23 protein-coding genes, 1 tRNA gene and 2 pseudogenes are annotated in these 23,448 nt (G+C 63.2%); 8 read left to right on the forward strand and 18 right to left on the reverse strand.

Translation table 11 applies throughout. From position 1 onward, the window contains the following. Window positions 1–86: 86 nt before the first annotated feature. Window positions 87–326, reverse strand: a complete 240-nt coding sequence (locus tag CUJ89_RS27180; protein ID WP_114181586.1) for a hypothetical protein — start codon at window positions 324–326, stop codon at window positions 87–89. A gap of 55 nt (window positions 327–381) precedes the next feature. Beyond that, on the reverse strand, window positions 382–1,032 hold the full coding sequence (locus tag CUJ89_RS27185; RefSeq protein ID WP_114181587.1) for a BON domain-containing protein: 651 nt from the start codon (window positions 1,030–1,032) through the stop codon (window positions 382–384). Between the two features lie 212 nt (window positions 1,033–1,244). Between CUJ89_RS27185 and CUJ89_RS27190 the strand changes: the two genes are divergently transcribed. After that, window positions 1,245–1,910: a nitroreductase family protein gene (locus CUJ89_RS27190; protein ID WP_114180425.1), complete on the forward strand. Its 666-nt coding sequence runs from the start codon at window positions 1,245–1,247 to the stop codon at window positions 1,908–1,910. Between the two features lie 122 nt (window positions 1,911–2,032). Here CUJ89_RS27190 and CUJ89_RS27195 read toward each other — a convergent pair whose 3' ends face one another. The 4 genes from CUJ89_RS27195 to CUJ89_RS27210 form a co-directional block, all read right to left on the reverse strand. Beyond that, a complete protein-coding gene (locus CUJ89_RS27195) occupies window positions 2,033–2,467 on the reverse strand; it encodes an Hsp20/alpha crystallin family protein (protein ID WP_114180426.1) in 435 nt (144 codons plus the stop codon). 180 nt (window positions 2,468–2,647) lie between these two features. Next, on the reverse strand, window positions 2,648–2,923 hold the full coding sequence (locus CUJ89_RS27200; protein WP_114181588.1) for a DUF1488 domain-containing protein: 276 nt from the start codon (window positions 2,921–2,923) through the stop codon (window positions 2,648–2,650). A 100-nt stretch (window positions 2,924–3,023) separates the two neighbouring features. Next, a complete protein-coding gene (locus CUJ89_RS27205) occupies window positions 3,024–3,497 on the reverse strand; it encodes a universal stress protein (protein WP_114180427.1) in 474 nt (157 codons plus the stop codon). Between the two features lie 213 nt (window positions 3,498–3,710). Then, window positions 3,711–4,190, reverse strand: a complete 480-nt coding sequence (locus CUJ89_RS27210) for a hypothetical protein (protein ID WP_114180428.1) — start codon at window positions 4,188–4,190, stop codon at window positions 3,711–3,713. Window positions 4,191–4,302: 112 nt separating this feature from the next. Here CUJ89_RS27210 and CUJ89_RS27215 point away from each other — a divergent pair. Beyond that, window positions 4,303–4,623: pseudogene (locus CUJ89_RS27215) on the forward strand (Tn3 family transposase); the annotation flags it as partial. Between the two features lie 222 nt (window positions 4,624–4,845). Here CUJ89_RS27215 and CUJ89_RS27220 read toward each other — a convergent pair. Further along, window positions 4,846–5,097, reverse strand: coding sequence for a PAAR domain-containing protein (locus CUJ89_RS27220; RefSeq protein ID WP_114180430.1), 252 nt, complete (start codon window positions 5,095–5,097; stop codon window positions 4,846–4,848). A 9-nt stretch (window positions 5,098–5,106) separates the two neighbouring features. Further along, window positions 5,107–5,463 carry a lysozyme inhibitor LprI family protein gene (locus CUJ89_RS27225; RefSeq protein WP_114180431.1) on the reverse strand — a complete coding sequence of 119 codons (357 nt, stop codon included), beginning with the start codon at window positions 5,461–5,463 and terminating at the stop codon, window positions 5,107–5,109. 323 nt (window positions 5,464–5,786) lie between these two features. Here CUJ89_RS27225 and CUJ89_RS27235 point away from each other — a divergent pair, with 323 nt between their 5' ends. Together CUJ89_RS27235 and CUJ89_RS27240 are read left to right on the forward strand one after the other, a co-directional pair. Next, entirely contained in the window at window positions 5,787–6,893 is a 1,107-nt protein-coding gene (locus tag CUJ89_RS27235; RefSeq protein ID WP_114180432.1) for an IS5 family transposase, read from the forward strand. Between the two features lie 158 nt (window positions 6,894–7,051). Continuing rightward, window positions 7,052–7,345: an H-NS family nucleoid-associated regulatory protein gene (locus CUJ89_RS27240; RefSeq protein WP_114180433.1), complete on the forward strand. Its 294-nt coding sequence runs from the start codon at window positions 7,052–7,054 to the stop codon at window positions 7,343–7,345. A 689-nt stretch (window positions 7,346–8,034) separates the two neighbouring features. Here the strand turns inward: CUJ89_RS27240 and CUJ89_RS27245 are convergent. The 8 genes from CUJ89_RS27245 to fdnG form a co-directional block, all read right to left on the reverse strand. After that, window positions 8,035–9,288, reverse strand: a complete 1,254-nt coding sequence (locus tag CUJ89_RS27245; RefSeq protein WP_114180434.1) for a tyrosine-type recombinase/integrase — start codon at window positions 9,286–9,288, stop codon at window positions 8,035–8,037. Window positions 9,289–9,456: 168 nt separating this feature from the next. Beyond that, window positions 9,457–9,549: transfer RNA gene (locus CUJ89_RS27250), tRNA-Sec, on the reverse strand. A gap of 32 nt (window positions 9,550–9,581) precedes the next feature. Then, on the reverse strand, window positions 9,582–11,507 hold the full coding sequence (gene selB, locus CUJ89_RS27255) for a selenocysteine-specific translation elongation factor (protein ID WP_114181589.1): 1,926 nt from the start codon (window positions 11,505–11,507) through the stop codon (window positions 9,582–9,584). Then, entirely contained in the window at window positions 11,504–12,943 is a 1,440-nt protein-coding gene (gene selA, locus CUJ89_RS27260; protein WP_114180435.1) for an L-seryl-tRNA(Sec) selenium transferase, read from the reverse strand. Before selA ends, selB begins: the two co-directional genes overlap by 4 nt. 75 nt (window positions 12,944–13,018) lie before the next feature. After that, on the reverse strand, window positions 13,019–13,954 hold the full coding sequence (gene fdhE / locus CUJ89_RS27265) for a formate dehydrogenase accessory protein FdhE (protein WP_201752337.1): 936 nt from the start codon (window positions 13,952–13,954) through the stop codon (window positions 13,019–13,021). 107 nt (window positions 13,955–14,061) lie between these two features. Continuing rightward, entirely contained in the window at window positions 14,062–14,688 is a 627-nt protein-coding gene (locus CUJ89_RS27270; RefSeq protein WP_059599523.1) for a formate dehydrogenase subunit gamma, read from the reverse strand. Then, the gene (gene fdxH / locus CUJ89_RS27275; protein WP_114180437.1) at window positions 14,685–15,599 is read right to left on the reverse strand and encodes a formate dehydrogenase subunit beta; all 915 of its coding nucleotides are present in this window, start codon (window positions 15,597–15,599) and stop codon (window positions 14,685–14,687) included. The genes CUJ89_RS27270 and fdxH overlap by 4 nt, the downstream gene beginning before the upstream one ends. 10 nt (window positions 15,600–15,609) lie before the next feature. Beyond that, window positions 15,610–18,681, reverse strand: a complete 3,072-nt coding sequence (gene fdnG, locus CUJ89_RS27280) for a formate dehydrogenase-N subunit alpha (RefSeq protein ID WP_114180438.1) — start codon at window positions 18,679–18,681, stop codon at window positions 15,610–15,612. A gap of 149 nt (window positions 18,682–18,830) precedes the next feature. Here fdnG and CUJ89_RS27285 point away from each other — a divergent pair, with 149 nt between their 5' ends. The 4 genes from CUJ89_RS27285 to CUJ89_RS27295 all read left to right on the forward strand — a co-directional run bounded on the left by CUJ89_RS27285 (window position 18,831) and on the right by CUJ89_RS27295 (window position 22,217). Further along, entirely contained in the window at window positions 18,831–19,763 is a 933-nt protein-coding gene (locus CUJ89_RS27285) for a YihY/virulence factor BrkB family protein (RefSeq protein ID WP_114180439.1), read from the forward strand. A gap of 52 nt (window positions 19,764–19,815) precedes the next feature. After that, window positions 19,816–20,112: a hypothetical protein gene (locus CUJ89_RS37855; RefSeq protein ID WP_152036670.1), complete on the forward strand. Its 297-nt coding sequence runs from the start codon at window positions 19,816–19,818 to the stop codon at window positions 20,110–20,112. A gap of 81 nt (window positions 20,113–20,193) precedes the next feature. Next, window positions 20,194–21,354: a porin gene (locus CUJ89_RS27290; RefSeq protein ID WP_114180440.1), complete on the forward strand. Its 1,161-nt coding sequence runs from the start codon at window positions 20,194–20,196 to the stop codon at window positions 21,352–21,354. 389 nt (window positions 21,355–21,743) lie between these two features. Next, window positions 21,744–22,217 carry a VOC family protein gene (locus CUJ89_RS27295; RefSeq protein WP_114180441.1) on the forward strand — a complete coding sequence of 158 codons (474 nt, stop codon included), beginning with the start codon at window positions 21,744–21,746 and terminating at the stop codon, window positions 22,215–22,217. Window positions 22,218–22,234: 17 nt separating this feature from the next. On the opposite strand, the pseudogene CUJ89_RS27300 reads toward CUJ89_RS27295, so the two are convergent. Both CUJ89_RS27300 and CUJ89_RS27305 read right to left on the reverse strand, forming a co-directional pair. Continuing rightward, a pseudogene (locus CUJ89_RS27300) lies at window positions 22,235–22,543 on the reverse strand (nucleotidyltransferase domain-containing protein); the annotation flags it as partial. Between the two features lie 287 nt (window positions 22,544–22,830). Beyond that, window positions 22,831–23,274, reverse strand: coding sequence for an HU family DNA-binding protein (locus tag CUJ89_RS27305; protein ID WP_114180442.1), 444 nt, complete (start codon window positions 23,272–23,274; stop codon window positions 22,831–22,833). Window positions 23,275–23,448: the final 174 nt, after the last annotated feature.

The raw sequence follows: 23,448 nt of genomic DNA on the forward strand, positions 1-23,448 counted from the left end.
AATGCATGTGACATCCGGTGCGCATCGCATCGCGTGACAGAGGAAGCGCCAATCGTCGATGCGATACGCCCGCGACAGCCGGCGATTCAGACCGTGAAGGTGTTCGATTTCTTCATCTCGATCCATGTCATCCCGGCTCGCAGCCCTTCGACCGCGGCCTCACGCTCGGAGACATGGGCCCTGTCATGCGCGAACGTCCGCTCGCATGCGCCGTCCGGGGACGCGAGCGTGATATGGATCCTGCAATGATAGCCGCCCGTTTCGGCGGCGATCGTCTCGATCGCCACCGACCAGTCCGCGTTGTGCACCTCGCCTGAAAGTGCCATCTGACTTCCCTCCTTCATCCGCGTGGACTTCGTGTCCGGTTGCCATTGACCAGGTTCACTCGACATCCAGGTCGTCGATGACGGCACGCACGCCCCGCGCGGACCACGCGGCACCGCGCACGGCCTTGCGCTCGGAGAACGAGCCGACCTTGCCGGAGAGCCGCACGGCTCCGTCGCGGACCTCGATCGCGATGTGATTCGCCTCACGCTCCGCGTGACGCATGATCGCGCGCTTGATGTTTCCGCCGATGTCGGCCGAGTCCGCCGCACCCTGCACACCGATGTGGTCGGTCACGCCGGTCACGCTGCGCATCTGCGAAATCGCACGCACGGCCAGATGGCTCTGGTATGCCCACTCGACCTTGCCGGACAACGTGATCCAGCCGTGTTCGACCTGCACCTTGATGGCGTCGTCCTGCAGTCCGACCGTCCAGTGCAGGACCGAACGCACTGCGTTGGCGATGTCCTCGTCGGTCCGGACGTCGTCGTTCTCCAGGTGCACGGTCATGTCGACGACCAGCGCCTTGACACCGGCCACGCGGTTCGCCGCGCGCTCGATCGCCAGTTTCTCCGCGTAGCTTGGCGGGTGGCCCGAAAGCGTCACGATCCGGTCGGCTACCTCGACACCGATACGTGTCGAGTCGATCGCCGGGTCGGACTCCAGTTCATCCTGAACGTCCTTCTTCAACTGCTTGTCGGTTTTCATCGCCAGCACTCCCGTGAGCCGCGGCGCGCCTATCCACCGCATGCAGCCAGATTTGCACACACGCGGGCCCGGATCGCTGATACAGGTCAACGGACGTCTTGCGGATGCGCCGCTTGACAGAGGTCAAGCCGACGCGACCCGGTCGCCTTATCGTGAGATCGTCGATGCGCGACGTTTTCACGCACGCGCAGCCATGCGCCAAGGAGACTCGAATGACGGAACAGCAACTGTTGGCCTATTCGCCGGCGCCTCCGGCACTGCCGGCGCCGCCACAAGGCGAATCGCCGGCAATCATCGATTTGCCGCATCCACGCCTCGATGGCGGCACGCCATTGATGACGGCACTCTCGACAAGGATGAGTTCGCGCGAGTTCGCCGCCACGCCGCTCCCGCCCACGACGCTCGGCACGCTGCTGTGGGCCGCGGACGGCGTCAACCGGCCGGCGAGCGGCGGTCGTACGGCACCGTCTGCGCATGCATTCAATGAAATCGACGTCTATGTCGCGCTGCCGTATGGCGTCTATCGTTACGACGCGCCTGCGCATCGACTCGTGCTGAAGCACGCGGTCGATGCACGCAACCTGACGGGTTATCAGGACTTCGTCGGACGCGCCCCGCTGGATCTCGTCTTCGTCGTCCGGGCGTCCGCGATACTCGACATACCGCCGCCACAACGCGATGTGTTCTCGGCAATCGCGGCCGGAGCCATCGCACAGAACGTTTCGCTCTACTGTGCGGCGGCCGGTCTCGGAACCGTCGTTCGCGGCTGGATCAACCACCGCGCACTTGCCGACGCGCTCCGGTTGAACGAGGACGAGCTTCCTATCCTCGCGCAGACCGTCGGCTACCGGGCTGACGGTGCGGTATCGAATGGGTGAGCGGGCATCCGGCGAAACCCTTCGGCCCGCCCGCCTCGATGAAACAGCGCGCGGATCGCTCCGCGCGCCGATTACTCCCGTCGGGCGGTGCCCGCCTGCATCGCCCGTTGCCTGTCGCCCGATCAGCTGATCGTCAGCTTCTTCTGTCCGACCGGCGCCTTCTTCGGCAGCGTCAGCGACAGGACGCCATCCTGATACGTTGCCGTCGCGTTCGCGTCGTCGATCTCGCCGGACAGCGAGAACGAGCGACTGATCGCTCCGCTGTAGCGCTCGCGCCTGATCACACGCTCACCTTCCTTCTGCTCGTTGTTGCGCTCGATCTTTGCATTGATCGAGACGGTCCGGCCCGTCACCTGGACGTCGATGTCGTCCTTTGCGACACCCGGCAGTTCCGCGTTGACCTTATAGGCGTCATCGCTTTCCGTGACGTCGATCTTCATCGACGCAAGATCGGGTTCGGTCGTCATCGCCATGCCGCGCAGTGGCCTGAACAGCCCCTGAAACAGGTCGGAGACTGGTTCGATCAAAAACGGATCGTAATGCGTGAGATTGCTCATGGTTCGCACTCCTCGAACGGCTGACATACGGCCTGCGCTCTCGTCCCGCCCGCGCAGAGCCGTGATGAAGACCGGATTGGCGCGACACTGCTTGCCGCGCAAGGGACGAATGATCTTTCGGAATCCAGCGTACCCGCCCGCACCGGCACGGGCTTGATACGCGTCAATGGCAGCAGGCGGTCAGGTGCAGAACCGGAAAAATCCGCTGTGGAGCAGTATTGGCCGACCGCCGACCTCCTCGAGCAGGCGGCGTGCCGCGCGCTCGATGGCGGGACGATGGCGGGAAAAAGCGACCACGAGATCCTGCTCTCGAGGTGATGCCGCGCGGAAGTGATCTTCCAGCGCTTCCGCCGTGATCGCGCAAGGCACACGGCGGCCTTCGACCAGCGCCGGAAACGTCAGCGCCGGATTCTGGCCGCAGTACGCGGGATTTTCGGAAGGAAAAGATATTTGCATGATGATCACCTGCACAGGTTGCTCACTGACCGGCATCGGCTTGCGGGGCGTCACCTGGGTCGTGCCGCCCGGCGGCCTGCCACTTCACCGCCAGCCGACGCTAAGCTGCCGCAACGGCAGGATGTGCGGCATCGTCGCCGCGTACGAGCAGGACCGGGCAACTCGATCCACGCAGAAAACGCTCGGCGACACTGCCGAGCACCAGTCTCCGTACACCGCGCCGTCCGTGCGTGCCGATCACGGCCAGATCTATCGAACGATCGACGACATAACGGTGCAGGCGATCGGCGATATCCTGACCGAGGTCCGTCTCAACGATTTCCGTATCGCCATTCACTGCTGCGCGCGAAATCGACCGCTCGGCTGCTCGCAAGACCGCTACGCCATCCCGTCGGACCTCGTCGATCAACGCGTCCGGATCCATTCGTCCGGCGTAAGTGATCAGGATGGATTTGTCGACAACGAAAACGGCGAACAAACGCGCGCCGCACATTCTGGCCAACTTCACGCCTTCGTCGAGCGCCTGTTTCGATGAGCCACTACCATCTACGGCGACCATGATCTTCGTGTACATACGAACCTCGCTGGATGAACAATCGCGCTTGTGGCGTTCGGATTTGTCTTCATCATCAGCGCTTACGGGGATTCTGCGTTGACCAAGGTCAACGGTCTGAAAGCGCAGGGGAATAGCTTGCAACCCGCAAAACGATACGAACAAGCGAGTGCGAATACCAATCGCACTACGTTGCGCCGAAAACGTCTCTGACGAATCTAGAGAGCCGGGTCGCTATCGAAGTGGCATGCCCGATGGCGTCGACGTTCCCGGCACCGACAACTGGTTCTCGTACGATCGGAAGCCTCGTTCTATTGCAAGGATTTTCGACGCACATGCCTGGTATTGCCAACCTGGACCGCCATCGCTGCCGTACATGCCCTTGCACATAACCTTGAGCCGGATCACCGAGCTTCCGTCGCTCGACGCAACACGAGATGCCCAGAGATAGAGTTTTCCAGGCAGATACGGCTGCGCTGTTTCGATCAGATCCGTATCGAACCGCGTGATTCGGGTTGACGAATGATCTTCGATGTAGTGCCGTGTGAGATTCCAAGCGCGGTCGCATTCCGATTCCGTCGCACACTGCAGTGACGCAGTCCGGCGCGTTGCAAGCAATTGCGTTTCCGACGTTCTGAATGCGCTGCTCTGCTCTTCTCCGACACAAGCGCTCAGCGTGAGCAGTAAGGCAACAACCGAAAATCCCAGTTTCATCGCCAACGCCTCGTACGGCCAGGTTCAATGCACATGTGAGGATCTGAATCACGCACCGCAATACGTGTGGCGTTGATGTTGACTGTATTGCCGCATCGCAGGGCGTGGTTGACACATATCAAGCGCGCCCGCCGGGTGTGCCACAGATAGTGTTCGGCGCGTCGCTCCGGCGAAGTTTTCGTCGGCACTGACATTGCTGTCGAACATCCTCACGGCGTGGAACACCACTCACATCGAACACGCCCTGAAGAGCCTTGAAGCAGTGCGAGGCCGACCAATGGAGTCAGGCCGGCTTCGGCGAATCGCGCCGACGCATCTGGAAGGCATCGTCCTGCGCGGCATATTCAGCTTCCCGGTCTCGCTGTATTCAAAGCGAATCCTTCCGGGCAGTTCGGTCGATCAGCCCTCACCCTCGTCCAGCCGACGGGCCTGACTGCACACCCACGTTCACACTGCCACTCCATTGAAGAGATGCAGCGCCCGATCGCTGGTACCGGCGGACGAAACAGCACTGATCTGGTGGGCAGTCAGCAAAACATTGATTTTTAATAGGAATATTTTGGGGGCACAAGGCAAGGGCATACTGGGTCTAGAGAGACCTAACCGGAAAAATGCGAGAGAGTCAAAGCGCCCCCGGTGTGGGGCGATTCGAGGTTCAGACGAGGCTCGAAATCAGGTGACAGCCACACGTCGCCCGATGGCCGTGTCGGGCGATCGGGATGCCGCCATCCGTCATCGACGAATCGCCCTCCTCGATAACGTTAGGTGAAACTTCGGGATGCTGCGGGCACGACACATGGTCGCCCTTGCGGGCGACGTAGCGTCCATCGAAGCGCATCGACGTGGAACCCGTTTCGACCTTGCCTCCGTGGTCGGTATCGTCCCCGACACGAATTAAATTCATCATATTAAATTTCTATTTCACGAGAAGAGTTTTCAAATAATCTACTCGCTGCTTAGTGATTGTGACGAGACAATCTTTCGTAATTAGACCAGGTCCAGCGCCTTGAGATTGCGATGCCTCGGCCGCAATATACCCATTGCATTGCTTTTCTCTATAGTTAAGCCAAGCCTTCTGTGATTTATCAAACTCATCCTTGTATTGCGTGGATGCGTATATCTTTTGGTAAATTGAATTAAGTTCCTTTTTTGATGTATCCAGGGCGCGATCCGCACAAGACAAATCATCATAAACATTCCCGCCGCCAATGCACGCCTCGGCAAACGAACTCAAAGGCAACAATAAAAAAACAAAAAAAATGACTTTTTTCATAACACTCTCAACAGATTATTGATTGTATGAATCTGGGATCTCTATGGAATAGGGATCTGGCCTAGAAGGCATTAGGCCCTGCGTTGTCCCATGCACATGAACCGCACGTCCCTTTCCATATCTATATCCAGTAATACTTGCTTGATGGACGACATCCTCCACCCATGCTCTAGTTGCGTCTGTAGCTTCGTCTAACGCATATGGATTTGCATAACTGAGGTTATTTCCAACTAGCAGGCTGTTGAAGTACCTCCCGCAGGCGTCATCCGAGCGGGAGGGGTAAACGTTGAAACAAGGAATCGACCAACACTGAGAGCGAAACGATGCGCGGAGCGGACGGCTACACGGAGACGATGTTCACGATGGCGAAGCTCGATGACTTCGTGCCGGCCAATCATCCGCTGCGGCCGATTCGCCTCTGGCTGAACGAGGCTCTGAAGCGCATGGATGGTGTGTTCGCGCGCATGTACGAGAGCGACGCGAAAGGCGGCAGGCCGAGCATCGCGCCTGAGAAGCTGATTCGCGCGTTGTTGCTGCAAGTGCTGTATTCGATTCGCAGCGAGCGCATGCTGATGGAGCAAATCTCCTACAACATGCTGTTTCGTTGGTTTGTCGGATTGGCGATGGACGATGCGGTGTGGGACCACTCGACGTTCAGCAAGAACCGCGACCGACTGCTCGCGCACGATGTCATCGTGGGTTTGTTCAACGAGACGGTGGAGACGGCGCAGGCACGCGGTCATCTCTCGGGCGAGCACTTCAGCGTCGACGGCACGTTGATTCAGGCGTGGGCGGGCCATAAAAGCTTCGTGCGAAAGAGCAAGTCCGACGACGATACGCCGCCCAAGGGCGGAGTTCGCCGGCGCGAGGATTGGCACGGCGAGAAGCGCAGCAACGAAACGCATGAATCGAGCAGTGACAGTCAGGCCAGGCTGTTCCGCAAGAGTCGCAACACCGGCGCGATGCTTTGCTATATGGGGCACGTGCTGACGGACAACCGGCATGGCCTGGTGGTGAACGCGCAAGTGACGCAGGCCAACGGTACGGCCGAACGTGATGCGGCGGCCGACATGCTTGCCGACGCGGCGCGCCTTGCCGAGAGGCCGATTACGGTGGGTGCCGACAAGAATTACGACACGGCGGGATTCGTCGCGACGTGTCGCGCCAATGGCGTAACCCCACATGTCGCCCAAAACGACGCGCGCGCGGGCGGCTCGGCCATCGACGGGCGCACGACACGCTGGGCGGGCTACGCCATCAGTCAGCGCAAGCGCAAACGTATCGAGCAGGTGTTTGGCTGGGGCAAGACGATTGGCCGGATACGGCAGGTCATGTGTCGAGGGCGAGAGCGAGTCGAGCAGTTGTTCTTGCTGACGCAGGCGGCCTACAACCTCACGCGCATGCGAACGCTCGCGGCGAAAGCGGCATAGAGGCGAAAGTCGGCGAGGAAACGACATCGAATCGGCCCGAATTAAGGAAATCCAGCATCAAATCGACACCCCCAAATCGGCGCAGTAGCTGTTTGGAAAGCTACCGTCGCGTCACGAGGGGGATACTTCAACAGCCTGTTAAACACGCGGAGCGAAGAATGGCAACATATCATGAGCTGAAAGCCAAGGCTGAAGCACTGCTGGCGCAAGCGGAAGAAGCTAGGCAGGCCGAACTAGAGACTGTACTTGTAGAAGTTCGTGCACGTGTCGAAGAGTACGGCCTCACGCCGGAACAGATCTTTGGCCGTAAGCGCGCACGTAGTGGGAATGGCAGTCAACCCGCGACACCAAAGTATCAAGACCCAAAGACGGGCAAGACGTGGAGCGGGCGTGGCCGCGAACCCTCGTGGATCAAGGGCAAGAAACGTGAGCGTTTCTTGATCGCGGACTGATTCACTACGGCTTAACGATCGATTGTTCTGCGTCGCCGCCAGGGCCCCAGTTTTATCGGCTGGAGGCCCCCGCTGACAACGCACCGAGCTGTGCCAGGGCAATTGATCCCGATCCGCTAACATCAGTTCCACATTGGAGACGCCCCCCGCTTCTTCAACCTCCTGCTATGCACGTATGCGCTGCGACTCGGCTTCCGACATCGTGTTGATACCTCAGATGAACCAAATTCTGGCCCCTCAATCCGGCGTCCGTCGAGCTCGATGCATAGCCGCAAATGATTTCTCTTTGAATCACGCATCCACCGCGAGAAAATATCTGGCTTTGCGCGCCGCCCCTTGAAATTCGGCTTCGATCATTCGGGCACAATCGCCAACTAAACACAAAAAAGCGGAAGTGACGATTCGGCATTTGACGTGACCTGCCCCCATCAGTAGGACCAACGGGCTTCTAGCAAAGTCCTTTTAAACCAAATCATGGAAGACGGCAGGAATATCCGAACTTAACGAGATACCATGCGCATCGAAGATACGTCATCAACTCGACAATCTCTTCGAGATATCATCGGTCGCACTTCACACCGACCTACTTTTCTGGCTCAATCACGTGGAGAACTGGTCGTCAAGCATCCAGAGCAACTGATCGCGAGCGGCACACAGTGGTGAAGGCTTGCCGCATTTCCGGAGGACATCTAGGCAGCAACTGGTTGCGGCACAGGCTCCCTAACCGTCGCAACGTTCTCACGCTGGCTTCCGCAATAAAGTCCCCAGTCTGCCATCATCAGGCGCCGACGCTCGAGTTGGTCGCGACGCCTGTAGGCTGCCACTGTCTGAGATGCGATGACGTGAGCCAAAGCTTCCTCTGCGAGCGAATCGGGATAGTCCGTACATTCAGCAACCCAGTCGCGGAACGTCGACCGGAAACCGTGTACGGTGATTCCGTGTCGCGACATACGCCTCAGAAGCGTCAGCATCGCCATGTTCGACAACGGACGCCCCTCCTTGCAACCCGGGAACAGATAACCGTATTTTGCCTTGGGCAATGCGCTGCGCACGATCTCGACAGCGCGGTCACAAAGCGGTACGCGAAGCGGTCGGCCGCTCTTGGTACGATCACCAGGAATTGACCATGTGCGGGCCGCGAGGTCAAACTCCTCCGGACGCGCAAAACGCACCTCGTTCGTGCGGGTCGCCGTGAGGATGAGCAGATGCAACACACGCGCCGCACGCCGGGGACGTTGCTCAAGCTCGCGGATAAACGCTGGCAAGTCCTCCCAGGGTAGTGCAGGATGGTGGTTCACCTGCGAGCGTTTCTTCGACCGTGGCAACACAAGTTGCAGATGGTCAACGTATCGTGCTGGGTTGCTGCCGATGCGATGACCCAACACCGTCTCAGCGTCGAGAATCGCCTTGATGCGGCCGCGTACGCGGCGCGCGGTCTCCGCCTTCTTCGTCCAGATCGGCTGAAGGATCCGCACGATCATCGCGGTGTCGATGTCGCGCACCCGAACCTCACCGATCACCGGATACGCGTACTTTTTGAGCGTGTTACCCCACTGCTGAACATGCTTGCGATTTCGCCACTGGGGTTCGTGCGTGCGGATAAACGCTTCAGTTGCTTCACGAAACGTCACGTTGGCATCCGGCGATATGTCGAGCAGTTGCCTTCGCTGCTGCTCACGCCGCGCGAGGATGGGATCGATCAGGTCCCTGACCATATCGCGGTACCCGGCGGCCAGTTTCCGCGCCTCGCCTAGAGAAACTCGCGAGAGTGGACCCAGCCCCATCTCCCGCATGCGACCGTTCAGTTTGAACCGGAACACCCATGAGCGCGCCCCGCTGTCCGCGATCTGCATATAGAGGCCACCGCCATCCGCGTAATGCCCCGGCGTCACCTCTTTCGCGACCCGCAGCGCACTGAGTCGATGCAACTGTCGTCCAGCCATGTTGTCCTCCCTACCCACAAACCCACATCGCTACCCATACTTCGTGAGGAAATTGTGCGGGACGTCAACGGTAGCCGCAAGCACGCCGTTACCCATAAATCACTTTAAAATCAGTGATCTAGCGGAAGTTTGCGGAAGAGGTCGGAATAGCCCGGAAGCCTTGACGGGCGGAAGGCAGCAGGAGTCGAACCTACCCGGGAGTGTCTGACACCCCCAACCGGGTTTGAAGCCCAGCCGTACCACCGGATACGAATGCCTTCCTCGGGGAACAGAACAAAAAGAACAGCGAGCGCCTACGCCTGAATACCCACCCAACCGCTGTCAGGCCGCAGGAAGTGAAGATCGCGGTGGAAGCGAGTATACCCAACCCGATCGAAGAACTCGAGAATCTGGATCGCGCGCTTGCGGCCGAGCCCCGTCGCGTCGCGAAACGTCGCAGCATCGAGCCCGCCGCCGTGCGACGGCGCGAGATGCGCGACCAGTTCCGCCAGCTCGCGTGCGACGTCCGCGTGATAGAACAGGTCGCGCACGACCTGGTGCACGTCGCCGCGCCGCGCGAGCTTGCGCAGCAGCGTGCGCACCGCGTCTTCGGCCGCGCCCGTATCGCGGGCCAGGTCGCGCACCCATGGCGGATCGAAGCGTCCTGCATGAATCAGCGGCAGCAGTTGCTGCGCCAGCGCTTCCTCGCGCGCATCGAAACTCACCGAATGCAACGGCAGATGCAGCCATGGCCCGCTTCGCGAGACTTCACCGTCATCGACCAGCGTGTCGACCAGCGCACGCCACAGCGCATCGCCGACGAGCGGCGCGGCCATCCGCCTCAAACGCGCCGCGTCGAGCCCCTGCTCGTCGGGCATGCGCTCGTGATAAGTGCGCAGCGTGTCGATCGCCCGCGTCTGCAGCGCACGCCAGTGCGCTTGCGAAATCACCGTGCCGTCGTTCGACGCGCCATCGCGCTGGCCAATCGCCAGTGCGTCGTCCGGCAGCGCCAACGCGTCCGGCGCAAAACCGGTGAGATGCGTGAGCATCGCGCGCGGGATGCCGAGCGGCGCCTGCGCGAGCAGCGCGTCGAGGCGCCCTTCGTCGAGCCACGCGGCAAGCGCATCGAGCCATGCGCGGCGCGCGGGCGTGCGGCGCTTCCGCGCCGGCCCGAACGGATCGAGCACACGGCCGCCGCCGACCGTGTGCGTCGCCTGCGGATTGCGGACGATGAACCGGTCGCCCGGCAGCGCGAACACCGGTTCGTCGAACACCAGTTGCACGCGCATCCGCTGGCCGGCCGCGAGCGTATCGCCGTCGAGCAACGCAACGTGTGCGACGCGATGCAGCGTGCCGAGATGCACGTGCAGCGGCGCCCAGTGCGTGAGCGTCAGCCCCGCGTCCTCGAGCAGCGTCAGCTCGACATCGAGGCGTGGCGAAGTCGCGATCAGACGCGCATCGGCGATCGTGTCGCCGCGCTCGATATCGGCCTTGTCGACGCCCGCCAGATTCAGCGCGCAGCGTTCCCCCGCGTGCCCCGTATCGACCGCCCGGTTCTGCGCATGAATGCTGCGCACACGCGCCGCGCCGCCCGTGCGCACGACCGCGAGCGTCTCGCCGGTCTTCACCCGGCCGGCGAACGCAGTGCCCGTCACGACGGTCCCCTGCCCCGCGAGCGTAAACACGCGATCGACCGCGAGCCGGAACAACCCGTCGTCGCGGCGCGCACGCCATGCGATCGCCGCGTCGGCCAGGTGACGCTTCAACGCGGCGACGCCCGGATCGTCCGCGGCCGTCGCACGGGTTTCGAAGATCGACACACCGGCCAGCGTCGAGTCGTGCAGCCATGCGGCTATCTCGTCGCGCACCTGGTCGACGCGCTCGGCGTCGACGCGATCGCATTTCGTCAGCGCGACAGCGCCGTGCATGACGCCGAGCAGTTGCAGGATGGCGAGATGCTCGCGCGTCTGCGGCATCACGCCGTCGTCGGCGGCAATCACGAGCAGCGCGAAATCGATCCCGCACGCGCCGGCCGCCATCGTATGAACCAGTTTCTCGTGGCCCGGCACGTCGATCAAGCCGAGCACGTCGCCGTTGTCGAGCGGCGTATACGCGTAACCGAGTTCGATCGAGATGCCGCGCGCCTTCTCTTCCTTCAACCGGTCGGTGTCGACGCCCGTCAGCGCACGCGCAAGCGTCGTCTTGCCGTGGTCGATGTGTCCCGCGGTACCGACGATCATGCAGCGGGCCCCGCGACCGGCGCGCATTGCGCAACGAACGCTGCTTCATCGGCGTTTTCGAGGCAGCGCAGGTCGAGCCGCAGCGCGTTGTCGGCAACGCGGCCGATCACTGGCCTCGGCCATTCGCGCAGCCGTTTCTCGAGCTGCGCAAGCGCGCGGCCGCCGCGCTTGCCGTCCGCTGTACGCACGACGAGCCCGGCGCTCGGCAACTGGTCGACCGGCAGCGCGCCGCTGCCGATCTGGCTGAACACCGGCTCGACCGTCACGTCGAAACCGCTGCCGAGCGCGGCCTGCAACGCCGGACGCACGCGTTCGGCGGCCTCGGCGATCTCGCGCTGCGGGCGCGTCAGCAGGCGCAGCGTCGTGAGCCGGTCACGCAGGAATTCGGGCGCCTGGTAGAGACGCAGCACGGGCTCGAGCGCCGCGAGCGTCAGCTTGCCGACGCGCAGCGCGCGCTTGAGCGGATGTTTCTTGATCTTCGCGACCAGTGCGCGATCGCCGACGATCAGGCCGGCCTGCGGCCCGCCGAGCAGTTTGTCGCCGCTGAACGTGACAACGTTTGCGCCGGCGGCGACAGTTTCCTGCACGGTCGTATCGTGCGGCAGGCCCCATTGCGACAGGTCGGCGAGCGTGCCGCTGCCGAGATCGACGGCGACCGGCAGCCCGTGCTCACGCGCGAGCGGCGCGAGTTCGGCGAGCGTCGCCTCCTTCGTGAAGCCGCTGATCGCGTAGTTGCTGCAGTGCACCTTCATCAGCAGCGCCGTGCGCGGGCCGAGCGCGTTCGCGTAGTCGTGCAGATGAGTGCGGTTGGTCGTGCCGACCTCGCGCAGCTTGGCGCCTGCGCGGCTCATGATGTCGGGAATCCGGAACGCGCCGCCGATCTCGACCAGCTCGCCGCGCGACACGACGACTTCCCGCTTCGCCGCGAGCGCCGACAGCGTCAGCAGCACGGCCGCCGCATTGTTGTTGACGACGGTCGCGGCTTCCGCGCCCGTCAGTTCGCACAGCAGATCGTCGATCAGGTCGTCGCGATCGCCGCGGCGGCCCGTGGCGAGATCGAATTCGAGGTTGACGGGCCGCGTGAGCGCGTCGACCACCGCACGCACCGCGTCGTCGGGCAACAACGCGCGCCCGAGGTTCGTGTGCAGCACGGTGCCGGTCAGGTTGAACACGGCGCGCACGGCGCCTGCGCTCTGCGCGGCCAGCGTGCGCGCGACGGCCGCGGCAATACGCGGCTCGTCGAGCGGTTCGGCCGCCTCCGGATCGTGCTGCGCGGCGGTACGCCAGCGTTCGAGCTCGGCGCGCACGGCGTTCAGCACGCGCGTGCGGCCGTAGTCGGCGAGCAGCGGTTGCAGCGGTGCCGACGACAGCACGCGCTCGACCGACGGCACCCGCGCCAGCACGGCATTCAGTTCATTCACACCCGGTTCGGTCACGTAGTAGTGGCTCCAGTCACGTGCTTCGCAGCCGGCCGAAGCCGGCGCTCGCGCACCGCCCCCGGCTCCCTGCCGTCAATCCGCTTCCCGCGAGACATCCGGCCACAGCAGCGGGTTCGGCGAACTGCGCTGGTATCCGGCCTCGTTCATCAGCAGGTCGAGCGTGAGACTCGCGAGATCGTCCGCCAGCGGCTCGAACTCGTAATCCTTCTCCTGATAGCCGATCTTGCGATAGGTCTTGCATTCGTCGCACGATTCGGCCTTGACGGCTTCGCTGCCACCCTCGATCCCGTGATACGCGATGCCCTTCGTCGAGTCGCAGTGCGAGCACTTCGTGCGCACCATGTGCCACTCGGTCGTGCACAGCCCGCACTGCAGGAAGCGGTAGCCCTGGAACTGGCCGCCGACCCGCACGACGCTCGCGACCGGATGCGTGCCGCACACGGGGCACAGCCCCGGCTGGTCGAGATACGGCACTTCGGCCGGCGCGACGCGGCTCGCGAGATCGGTCCAGACAACCTGCAGCGCGGCCATCAGGAACGGCGCAGTGGCCGGGTCGACTTCGGCGAAGCGCAGCGCGAGGATCGCATCGGCCTGCGCGTCGAGTTCGGCAGGCGCCATCAGGCGCAGCCGGTCGAGCAGCTTCGCGAGCGACGGGTTGACGAGCCCGGCGCCGTCGACGCGGTCGAGCAGTTCGTACAGCACGGCACGCCAGCGCGGATCGCGCTCGCCGTCGAGCGCCGGCACGAGCGGCATCGAATGCTGCTGCGCGCGCGCGATCGCTTCCTGCGACGGCAGCGGCAGGTCCAGCGTCTGCAGCGTCGCGTGCTGCGCGTCGGCGACGGTGGCCATCAGCCGCAGGTAGCCGCTGATCGGGTTCAGGTCGGCAAGCTTGCGCAGCCGCGCGGCGCGCGCCGAAAACGCGGTGGCGCGCTCCGGCAGGCGAAAGCGCGGAATGGCCGAATGATCGAGTGCCGAGATCTCGGTCGGTTCGAGAATGCGTTGTGTCACAAATATGTCTTCCAAATAAACAAGCGCCGACAGATCGGCGCTTCAGGCAGTTCCGACGGTTGACGGGGCGGCCCGCCGCGATCGGCGAACCGCCCCGCTCCGGTGCGTTATTTCACGCTTTCACGGAACCACTTCGGGTGATGCTTGCGTGCCCAGCCCAGCGTGACGGTGCCGCGCACCATCGCGCCAATCGAGCCCTTCACCCACAACGCCGCGTAAATGTGCACGATGATGCTCGCGATCAGCACGAAGGCCGCCACGGCATGCACGACGGCCGCCGCGCGGATCACCCCGATCGGGAAGTAGAACGAGAAGTAGCGCCGCCAGATCACGATCCCCGACAACAGCAGCAGCAGCAGGCACGCCACCAACGTAAAGAATAGCAGCTTCTGCCCGGCGTTATAGCGGCCGACGGGCGGCAGCTTGTCTTCCTGGTTGGTCAGCACGTCGCCGATCTGCTTCAGCCACTGCCGGTCGTCCGCGTCGAGCGCGTTGTGGTGCCAGAAGCGCACCACCAGGATCGCGAACGACACGAACATCACGAGGCCGACGAACGGATGCAGGATCCGCGTCCACTGGCCGCCGCCGAACAGCGCGGTCAGCCAGAACATCGACGGATGGAACAGCGCGAGCCCGGACAGCGCGAGCAGCACGAACGTGATCGCGGTGATCCAGTGGTTCGTGCGCTCGTTCGCCGAGTAGCGGACGATCAGGTTGGGGTCGTCGTGTTTCATTTCGCGTCCTCCTTGATGCGTCGCGCCTCGTCGCGCGCGGCCGATTCTTCCTCTTCGCTCACCTCGTTCGGACCGACCCGGACGTAGTGGAAGAACCCGGCGAGCGCCGTCAGCGCGATGCCGGCGACCGCGAGCGGCTTCGCGATGCCCTTCCACAGCTTCACCATCGGGCTGATCGACGGGTTGTCGGGCAGCCCGTGGTACAGCGAGGGTTGGTCGGCATGGTGCAGCACGTACATCACGTGCGTGCCGCCGACGCCCTGCGGGTCGTACAGCCCCGCATGCTCGAAGCCGCGCTCCTTCAGGTCCTCGATCCGCTCGGCCGCATGCTGCTTCATGTCCTCCTTGGTGCCGAACACGATCGCGCCGGTCGGGCAGGTCTTCACGCAGGCCGGTTCCTGGCCGACCGCGACGCGATCGGAACAGAGCGTGCACTTGTACGCGCGATGATCCTTCTTCGAGATCCGCGGAACGTTGAACGGGCAACCGGTCACGCAATAGCCGCAACCGATGCAGTTCTCCTCGTGGAAATCGACGATCCCGTTGTTGTACTGCACGATCGCGCCCGGCGACGGACACGCCTTCAGGCAGCCCGGATCCTCGCAGTGCATGCAGCCGTCCTTGCGGATCAGCCATTCGAGGTCGCCTGCCGGGTTCTCGTATTCGGAGAACCGCATCACCGTCCACGAGTGCTCGGTCAGGTCGGCCGGGTTGTCGTACACGCCGACGTTGGTGCCGACCTCGTCGCGCAGGTCGTTCCACTCCATGCACGCCGTCTGGCATGCCTTGCAGCCGATGCACTTCGACACGTCGATCAGCTTCGCGACGCTCCCGGTCACCGGTTCGCGCACCGTGGGCGGTGGCGTTGTGGTGGCCGAGACGCGCTTGATATCCAGCGATTGCAATGCCATCTCTTTCCCCTTACGCCTTTTCGACCTTCACCAGGAACGACTTGAATTCCGGTGTGTACGAGTTGCCGTCACCCACGGACGGAGTCAGGGTATTGGCGAGATAGCCGGGCTTCGTCAGACCCTTGAAGCCCCAGTGCAACGGGACGCCGACCGTCTGGACCTTCTTGCCGTCGACCGTCAGCGGCTTGATCCGCTTCGTGACGAGCGCGATCGCGACAATGTGGCCGCGCTTGGACGACACCTTCACGCGCTCGCCATGCGCGACGCCGACTTCCTTCGCGAGGTCTTCGCCGATCTCGACGAATTGCTCGGGCTGGATGATCGAATTCAACCGTGCATGCTTGGTCCAGTAGTGGAAATGCTCGGTCAGCCGGTAGGTAGTCGCGACGTGCGGGAACTCCGACACCTTGCCGAACGACGCGCGGTCGTCCGGGAACACGCGGGCGGCCGGGTTGTTCAGCGCCTGCGGGTTGTTCGGGTGCAGCGGGTTCGCGTCGAGCGGCGTCTCGAACGGCTCGTAGTGCTCGGGGAACGGACCTTCGTTCAACCCCGCGCGCGCGAAGAAGCGCGCGACACCCTCCGGGTTCATGATGAACGGCCCCATCCCGTTCTCGGGTGGTTCGTCCGCCTTGAAATCCGGCACGTCGGGGCCCGTCCACGCCTTGCCGTTCCAGCCGATCAGCTTGCGGGTCGGGTCGAACGGCTTGCCGTTCACGTCGCACGATGCGCGGTTGTACAGGATCCGCCGGTTCGCCGGCCAGGCCCACGCCCAGTTCAGCGTCTGGCCGATGCCGGTCGGATCCGAGTTGTCGCGCCGCCCCATCTGGTTGCCGGCCTGCGTCCATGCGCCGCAGAAGATCCAGCAGCCGCTCGCGGTCGTGCCGTCGTCCTTCAGTTGCGCGAACGCGGCCAGCTGCTCGCCCTTCTTCACGAGCGTCTTGGCCGGATCCTTCGGGTCGGGCAGATCGGCGAGCGCCTTCCCGTTGTACTCCATCGCGAGCTCTTCGGGCGTCGGGCTTTCCGGATTCGCGTACGGCCAGGTCAGGTTCACGATCGGGTCCGGATACTTGCCGCCGTCGGTCTGGTACATCTTGCGCATGCGCAGGAACAGCCCCGACATGATCTCGAGATCGCTGCGCGCTTCGCCCGGCGGCGCCGCGCCCTTCCAGTGCCATTGCAGCACGCGGCTCGAACTCACGAGCGAGCCGTTTTCCTCCGCGAAGCACGTGGTGGGCAAACGGAACACCTCGGTCTGGATCTTCGACGCATCGACGTCGTTGTAGTCGCCGTGATGCTTCCAGAACTCGGACGTCTCGGTCGCGAGCGGATCCATGATCACGAGCCACTTGAGCTTCGAGAGCCCCGCGGCCGTCTTCACCTTCGAAGGCGCCGCCGCGAGCGGGTTGAAGCCCTGGCAGATGTAGCCGTTCATCTTGCCGGCATTCATCAGTTCGATCGCCTGCAGCAGGTCGTACTGCTTGTCCAGCTTCGGCAGGTAGTCGTAGCCCCAGTTGTTCTCGGCGGTCGCCGCATCGCCCCACCATGACTTCATGAAGCTGACGTGGAAGGCCTTGTAGTTCTTCCAGTAGCTCAACTGGTTCGGCCGCAGCGGCTGCTGCACGCGCTTCTTGATGTAGGCGTCGAAATCCTGCTCGGCCTGCATCGGCAGCGTCATGTAGCCCGGCAGCAGGTTCGACATCAGCCCGAGGTCGGTCAACCCCTGGATGTTCGAGTGGCCGCGCAGCGCATTCATCCCGCCGCCGGCGATGCCGATGTTGCCGAGCAGCAGCTGCACCATCGCGCCGGTGCGGATCATCTGCGAGCCGATCGAGTGGTGCGTCCAGCCGAGCGCGTACAGGATCGTGCCGGCGCGGCCGGGAACGGCCGTCGTCGCGAGCATCTCGCACACCTTCAGGAACTTCTCCTTCGGCGTGCCGCAGGTCTGCTGGACCATGTCCGGCGTATAGCGCGCGTAGTGCTGCTTCAGCAGGTTGTACACGCAGCGCGGATGCTGCAGCGTCGGGTCGACCTTCACGAAGCCGTCGTCGCCGCGCTCGTAGTCCCAGCTCGATTTGTCCGGGTACGCGTGCTTCTCCGCGTCGTAGCCGGAATAGATGCCGTCGTTGAACGCGAAATCCTCGCGCACGATGAACGAGAAGTCCGTGTAGTTCTTCACGTACTCATGCTGGATCTTGTCGTTCGTCAGCAGATAGTTGATGACACCGCCCAGGAAGACGATGTCGGTGCCGGTGCGAATCGGCGCGTAGTAGTCGGCCACCGAGGCCGTACGCGTAAAGCGCGGGTCGACGACGATCAACCGCGCCTTGCGGTGCGCCTTCGCCTCCGTTACCCACTTGAAACCGCATGGATGGGCCTCGGCTGCATTGCCGCCCATCACGAGAATCACGTCCGCGTTCTTGATGTCGACCCAATGGTTCGTCATCGCTCCACGGCCAAACGTCGGGGCAAGACCTGCCACCGTCGGGCCATGTCAGACACGCGCCTGATTGTCGAATGCGAGCATTCCCAGGCTGCGGACAGCCTTGTGCGTCAGGTAGCCGACCTCGTTGCTGCCCGCCGACGCGGCCAGCATGCCGGTCGTGAGCCAGCGGTTGACCTTCGAGCCGTCTTCCGCCGTCTCGACGAAGTTCGCGTCGCGATCGGCCTTCATCAGCTTCGCGATCCGGTCGAGCGCATCGGTCCACGAGATGGATTCCCACTTGTCCGAGCCGGGCGCCCGGTACTCGGGGTGCGTCAGGCGGCTCGGGCTGTGGATGAAGTCGATCAGGCTCGCGCCCTTCGGGCACAGCGTGCCGCGATTGACAGGGTGATCGGGATCGCCTTCGATATGGATGATGCTCGGCTGCGCGTTCTTCGCACCGTCTCCGAGGCTGTACATCAGGATGCCGCAACCCACTGAACAGTAAGGACAGGTGTTGCGCGTTTCGACTGTGCGCGCCAGCTTGTACTGTCGGACTTCGGCAAGCGCTTCGGACGGAGAGAAGCCCATCAGGGCAAGACTCGATCCGGCAAGCGACGTGGCCGTCACCTTCAGGAACTGGCGCCGTGACATTTGTAGCATGGCGGTCTCGGCGTTATTGTGGGGTGGGGTTGGGGGTGAAACTGAAAGGAAGTATAGACAGTTCAAGCAACTATGATCGAATGTTCGGATCAATACCGAATTGTCTGATTACCCACGATGATCCGCGTTCCGCGCGCAACCGAACCGTCATGAAACGACCGATCACTTCCGAAGCAACCCGTCTTGCTCAACGACAGGCCAACTGGGCCCTCACCGCGTTCAAGCGCTTCTCATCCGACCGCTGCTCCGCGATGGCCGCGGGCATCGCGTTTTTCTCCGCGTTCTCGCTCGCGCCGATGCTCGTGATGGTGATCGCGGTGGCCGGCTGGTTCTACGGCGACGATGCCGCGCGCGGCCAGGTGTTCGAACAGGCGCACCAGCTGATCGGCGACGACGCGGCGGCCAGCATCCAGACGATCGTGCAGAACGCGCACCGCGCGGGCGAGCGCGGCAGCATCGCGACGCTGATCTCGTTCGCCGCGCTCGCGATCGGCGCGTCAGCCACCTTCGCGTCGCTCAGCGCCGCGCTCAGCGTGATCTGGCCGGCCACCGAAAACCGCTGGTCGAGCATGCTCGGGCTCGTGCGCGTGCGGCTGATCTCGTTCGGGCTCGTGCTCGGCGTCGCGTTCCTGCTGATCGTGTCGCTCGTGCTCGACACCGCGATCACGTTTGTCGGCACATGGCTGCTGGGCAATTCGCCGTATGTCGTCGTCACGAACCTCGTGCAGTTCTTCGTCGGCATCGCGGTACTCGCGGGCGCGTTCGCCGCATTGATGAAGTTCCTGCCCGATGCGCGCGTCGCGTGGCGCGACGCCGCGATCGGCGGTGTTGTGTCCGCGATCCTGTTCTCCGGCGGTAAGAAGCTGTTCGCGCTGTACCTCGCGCATGCGGGCACGGCGAGCGCGTTCGGCGCGGCCGGATCGTTCGCGGTCCTGCTGATGTGGCTGTACTTCTCCGCGGTCGTGCTGCTGCTCGGCGCGGAATTCGCGGCGGCCCGCGGCAACGCGCATCGGCCCGCCGGCATCGCACCGGCCGCGCCCGCTCAAACCGATCGCGCCGCCGACCGCTTGCGCGACGACTGATTCACCCACCCTCCGCAAAACGGCCGCGCACCGGCCTCGCGCGCGCCGCGGCATGGCCTCGCACACCGCCCGCCTCTTTGCAACCACGCTGTCCGCCGCGCATTCGCGCGGCGTTGACGCGTTCTTTGCATGCCGGCACGTTCGTTGCTGCAACCGCAAACGTTTGCAAGCTCTCGTTTCCGTGCTTCAACGGGCCGAAACGGGCTGTCTGCTGCAATACGCATCAGCTATTGAAACAATCGCACCGCAGCAATTGTCAACTATTTCAAAAACAGGAACAGTCGTTGATGTGCTTGATATATATAGACTTTTTCACTCTGTTACCTTTTCGAGACACTTTATTTTTTAAGCTTTCTTGCGTCTATGGCACTGAGCTATTCTCCAATCCGCAACAAATAACGATGAATCACTTGCGTGGAGAAACTCAACGATGAAGAAACTCGCTCTCTCGACCCTCTCGCTCGCCCTGCTGGGCGCCGCTGGCGCTGCTCACGCTCAATCGAGCGTGACGCTGTACGGCGTGATCGACACGTCGATCGCCTATGTTCACGGCAATGACGGCAAAGGCAACAACGCGTGGCAAATGCTGTCGGGCAACCTGCAAGGCAGCCGCTTCGGCCTGAAAGGCGCAGAAGACCTCGGCGGTGGCCTGAAGGCGATCTTCCAGTTGGAAAACGGCTTTGATCCGGGCACGGGCCACCTGAACCAGGGCGGTCGCATGTTCGGTCGTCAGGCATTCGTCGGCCTCCAAAGCAACCAGTACGGCACGCTGACGCTCGGCCGCCAGTACGACCCGGTCGTCGATCTGGTCCAGGCAGTCACGGCAGACAACTACTTCGGCAGCACGTTCGCAACGCCGGGCGACGTCGACAACAACGACAACAGCCTGCGCGTCAGCAACGCGATCAAGTACACGTCGCCGGTGTTCGCCGGCTTCCAGGCTGAAGCCATGTACGCCCTCGGCGGCGTCGCAGGCAAGACGGGCGCAGGCCAGACCTGGTCGGTCGCAGCTGCATACAACAACGGCCCGGTCGGCGTTGCTGCTGGCTACTTCTACGCGAACAACCCGACGCCGACGGCTGCTGGCATCCGCACGGGCTGGGGTTCGACGACGTCGGACAACATCATCGACGGCCCGATCAACCAGGGTTACGTCTCGGCGAAGTCGATCGCCATCGCGCAAGTCGCAGGCCAGTACGTAATCGGCCCGGTGACGCTCGGCCTCGGCTACAGCAACGCGCAGTACAAGCCGGACGCATCGTCGGGCTTCGGTTCGACCGAGAAGTACAACACGGGCCGCGGCTTCGTGACGTACCAGGTCACGCCGCCGCTGCTGCTGGGCGTCGGCTACTCGTACACGAAGGCAAGCGGCAACACGAACGCCAAGTACCATCAGGCTTCGCTGGGCGCGGACTACTCGCTGTCGAAGCGCACGGACATCTACCTGGTCGGCGCTTACCAGCACGCGAGCGGCACGCAACTCAACACCGACGGCACGACGTCGGCAGCGCAAGCATCGATCGGCTCGTACGGCATCGCCGGCACGAAGTCGCAAGAACTGGTCGCCCTCGGCCTGCGCCACAAGTTCTAAAAACGACGTATCCGGCGTGCATGGCGTCTCCGACGCCTTGCCGCCGACCTGGAAAGCCAGTCATCGGTTTCGGCCGTGGCTGGCTTTTTTTTCGTCCGTCTCCAGCGAGCCGGCAGCGCCTGCGCGGGCCCGCAACTGGAGCCTGAGCCCAAGGGCGCGCCATCCGGCCAGCAGCCGCGCCTGGCGGCTGCAAAGCGCCGGCAATGCCGTTCCGGATGCCCGGACAGGTCGCCGTTTCTCCGCCGGGCGACTACCATCCGCACTGCCGGCGCCGTTCATCTGCTGCAACGGTCCATTCGTCCCCACGGGTCGATTTCGGCGGCAGTCGTTCGTCGTCTCGATGTCGGCACGCGGTTTGCACCCCGGCCAATACAGACAGGAGATTCGCCATGACGATTCAGAAGATCACGCCTTTTCTCTGGTACTCGACGGAAGCCGAAGAAGCAGCGGCCTTCTATGCAGGCATCTTTCCGGATTCGCGCGTCGTGCGCGTCACGTCGGTGTCCGGCACCGACGGCACCCGGATGGTCGAATTCGAGCTGTTCGGGCAGCCGTTCATCGCGATGAGCCACCCGCGCACGGAGTCGTTCAACCATGCGATCTCGCTGCTGGTCAACTGCGGCGATCAGGCGGAACTCGACCGCTACTGGAACGCGCTGCTCGACAACGGCGGCACGGCCGACGGCTGTGGCTGGCTGAGGGACCGCTACGGCGTCTCATGGCAGATCGTTCCGGAAGAACTCATTCCGATGATGGCCGACCGCGATGCGGTCAAGGCGGCGCGCGTGGCCGCAGCGATGATGCAGATGACCAAGTTCGACGCCGCCGCGCTGAAGGCTGCCTATGCGGGCACGGCGAATTGAAGCAGCGCGTCGGGCTTCGGATGACGCCACGGCACCACGCAATCGTGCGCGACGACGGTGACCTCCAGCGCGCGCACGCCGCCTGCGCAACCGGGCGACGCCGACGCAGCGAGCAGGTCCGACATCAGTGCACGCCGCGCCGGTTCGTCGAGCCGCACCGCCACGGTCACCAGCAGGTCGATGTCGCTGCGCGGTTTCAAGCCGCCGTCGAGCGCCGATCCGAACAGGTGGATCGCTTCCAGCGTCGCGCCGAGATGCTGCTCGATCGCGGCGCGCGCGGCGGCCACCTGTCCGGCGATTTCGGCCGGGACGCATTCAGTTACGATGCACGAACCTCACGATGCGCACGCAACGAGCGCAGCGAGAGCGGCGGGCAGTGGCGGGCAGTGGCGGAAAAACGGCAAGCGCGGATGAAGATTGCCGTTCGGCATTGCGCGTGCGCGGCACGTCATGCGTCGCACGTCATGCGTCGAACCGGACATCGCCACCGCTTCGCCTCTTCGCTGCCGCACAATTTGCGCAGCGCAATAAAAATCCCCGCACGCTTTCGCGTACGGGGATCGTTGGACATCGTAACGGCTGCCGACATGCAATCGGCAGCCGTTACGCGGCATTACGCAGCCGCGTCCTTCAGCTTCTTCAGCGCACGTGCCTTCACGCGCACGCTGGCCGGCTTCGCCGGGAACCAACGCTCTTCGCCCGTGAACGGATCCTTGCCGAAGCGCTTCTTCTTCGCCGGCACGACTTGTGCCGTGATCTTCAGCAGGCCCGGCAGCGTGAACTCGCCTGCGCCCTTCTTGTGGACCGAGCCCAGCACGACGTTCTCGAGTGCGGTGAGCACTGCCTTGACTGCCTTCACTTCCACGGCTGCGCGCTCAGCGATGTGCGTTGCGAGCGATGCCTTCGTGAACTTGTCCTTCAGCGGCGTCGGAGCAGCAGGCGCCTTCGCGACAGCCTTCTTCGCCACTACTTTCTTTGCCGGCGCTACTTTCTTGACAGCCACTTTCTTGGCCGGTGCGGCAGCCTTCTTGGCCACCTTTTTTGCGGAAGTCGCCATGTTTCTCCTACCAGGTGTGGTCGTTCGTTGGATACACGAAGCGTGCAATGCGCGCGCTTCAACGCCGGATTCTACAAGCGCCTTGACGCTTCGTGCAGTACTTTTATGCGTTTTTGCGGGGTTTCCCGCAGGTTTTGTTGCGCGCGACCGACTTCGCCGACGCTCCAGCATCAA

This window comes from Burkholderia pyrrocinia (assembly GCF_003330765.1).
GTDB classification, from domain to species: Bacteria; Pseudomonadota; Gammaproteobacteria; order Burkholderiales; family Burkholderiaceae; genus Burkholderia; species Burkholderia pyrrocinia_B.

What these genes read in the sequence shown, in the direction of transcription:
- CUJ89_RS27180 (WP_114181586.1), bottom strand. Translation starts at nt 326, where the DNA reads ATGGCACTTTCAGGCGAGGTGCACAACGCGGACTGGTCGGTGGCGATC.
- CUJ89_RS27185 (WP_114181587.1), bottom strand. Translation starts at nt 1,032, where the DNA reads ATGAAAACCGACAAGCAGTTGAAGAAGGACGTTCAGGATGAACTGGAG.
- CUJ89_RS27190 (WP_114180425.1), top strand. Translation starts at nt 1,245, where the DNA reads ATGACGGAACAGCAACTGTTGGCCTATTCGCCGGCGCCTCCGGCACTG.
- CUJ89_RS27195 (WP_114180426.1), bottom strand. Translation starts at nt 2,467, where the DNA reads ATGAGCAATCTCACGCATTACGATCCGTTTTTGATCGAACCAGTCTCC.
- CUJ89_RS27200 (WP_114181588.1), bottom strand. Translation starts at nt 2,923, where the DNA reads ATGCAAATATCTTTTCCTTCCGAAAATCCCGCGTACTGCGGCCAGAAT.
- CUJ89_RS27205 (WP_114180427.1), bottom strand. Translation starts at nt 3,497, where the DNA reads ATGTACACGAAGATCATGGTCGCCGTAGATGGTAGTGGCTCATCGAAA.
- CUJ89_RS27210 (WP_114180428.1), bottom strand. Translation starts at nt 4,190, where the DNA reads ATGAAACTGGGATTTTCGGTTGTTGCCTTACTGCTCACGCTGAGCGCT.
- CUJ89_RS27220 (WP_114180430.1), bottom strand. Translation starts at nt 5,097, where the DNA reads ATGATGAATTTAATTCGTGTCGGGGACGATACCGACCACGGAGGCAAG.
- CUJ89_RS27225 (WP_114180431.1), bottom strand. Translation starts at nt 5,463, where the DNA reads ATGAAAAAAGTCATTTTTTTTGTTTTTTTATTGTTGCCTTTGAGTTCG.
- CUJ89_RS27235 (WP_114180432.1), top strand. Translation starts at nt 5,787, where the DNA reads ATGCGCGGAGCGGACGGCTACACGGAGACGATGTTCACGATGGCGAAG.
- CUJ89_RS27240 (WP_114180433.1), top strand. Translation starts at nt 7,052, where the DNA reads ATGGCAACATATCATGAGCTGAAAGCCAAGGCTGAAGCACTGCTGGCG.
- CUJ89_RS27245 (WP_114180434.1), bottom strand. Translation starts at nt 9,288, where the DNA reads ATGGCTGGACGACAGTTGCATCGACTCAGTGCGCTGCGGGTCGCGAAA.
- selB (WP_114181589.1), bottom strand. Translation starts at nt 11,507, where the DNA reads ATGATCGTCGGTACCGCGGGACACATCGACCACGGCAAGACGACGCTT.
- CUJ89_RS27270 (WP_059599523.1), bottom strand. Translation starts at nt 14,688, where the DNA reads ATGAAACACGACGACCCCAACCTGATCGTCCGCTACTCGGCGAACGAG.
- fdxH (WP_114180437.1), bottom strand. Translation starts at nt 15,599, where the DNA reads ATGGCATTGCAATCGCTGGATATCAAGCGCGTCTCGGCCACCACAACG.
- CUJ89_RS27285 (WP_114180439.1), top strand. Translation starts at nt 18,831, where the DNA reads ATGAAACGACCGATCACTTCCGAAGCAACCCGTCTTGCTCAACGACAG.
- CUJ89_RS37855 (WP_152036670.1), top strand. Translation starts at nt 19,816, where the DNA reads ATGGCCTCGCACACCGCCCGCCTCTTTGCAACCACGCTGTCCGCCGCG.
- CUJ89_RS27290 (WP_114180440.1), top strand. Translation starts at nt 20,194, where the DNA reads ATGAAGAAACTCGCTCTCTCGACCCTCTCGCTCGCCCTGCTGGGCGCC.
- CUJ89_RS27295 (WP_114180441.1), top strand. Translation starts at nt 21,744, where the DNA reads ATGACGATTCAGAAGATCACGCCTTTTCTCTGGTACTCGACGGAAGCC.
- CUJ89_RS27305 (WP_114180442.1), bottom strand. Translation starts at nt 23,274, where the DNA reads ATGGCGACTTCCGCAAAAAAGGTGGCCAAGAAGGCTGCCGCACCGGCC.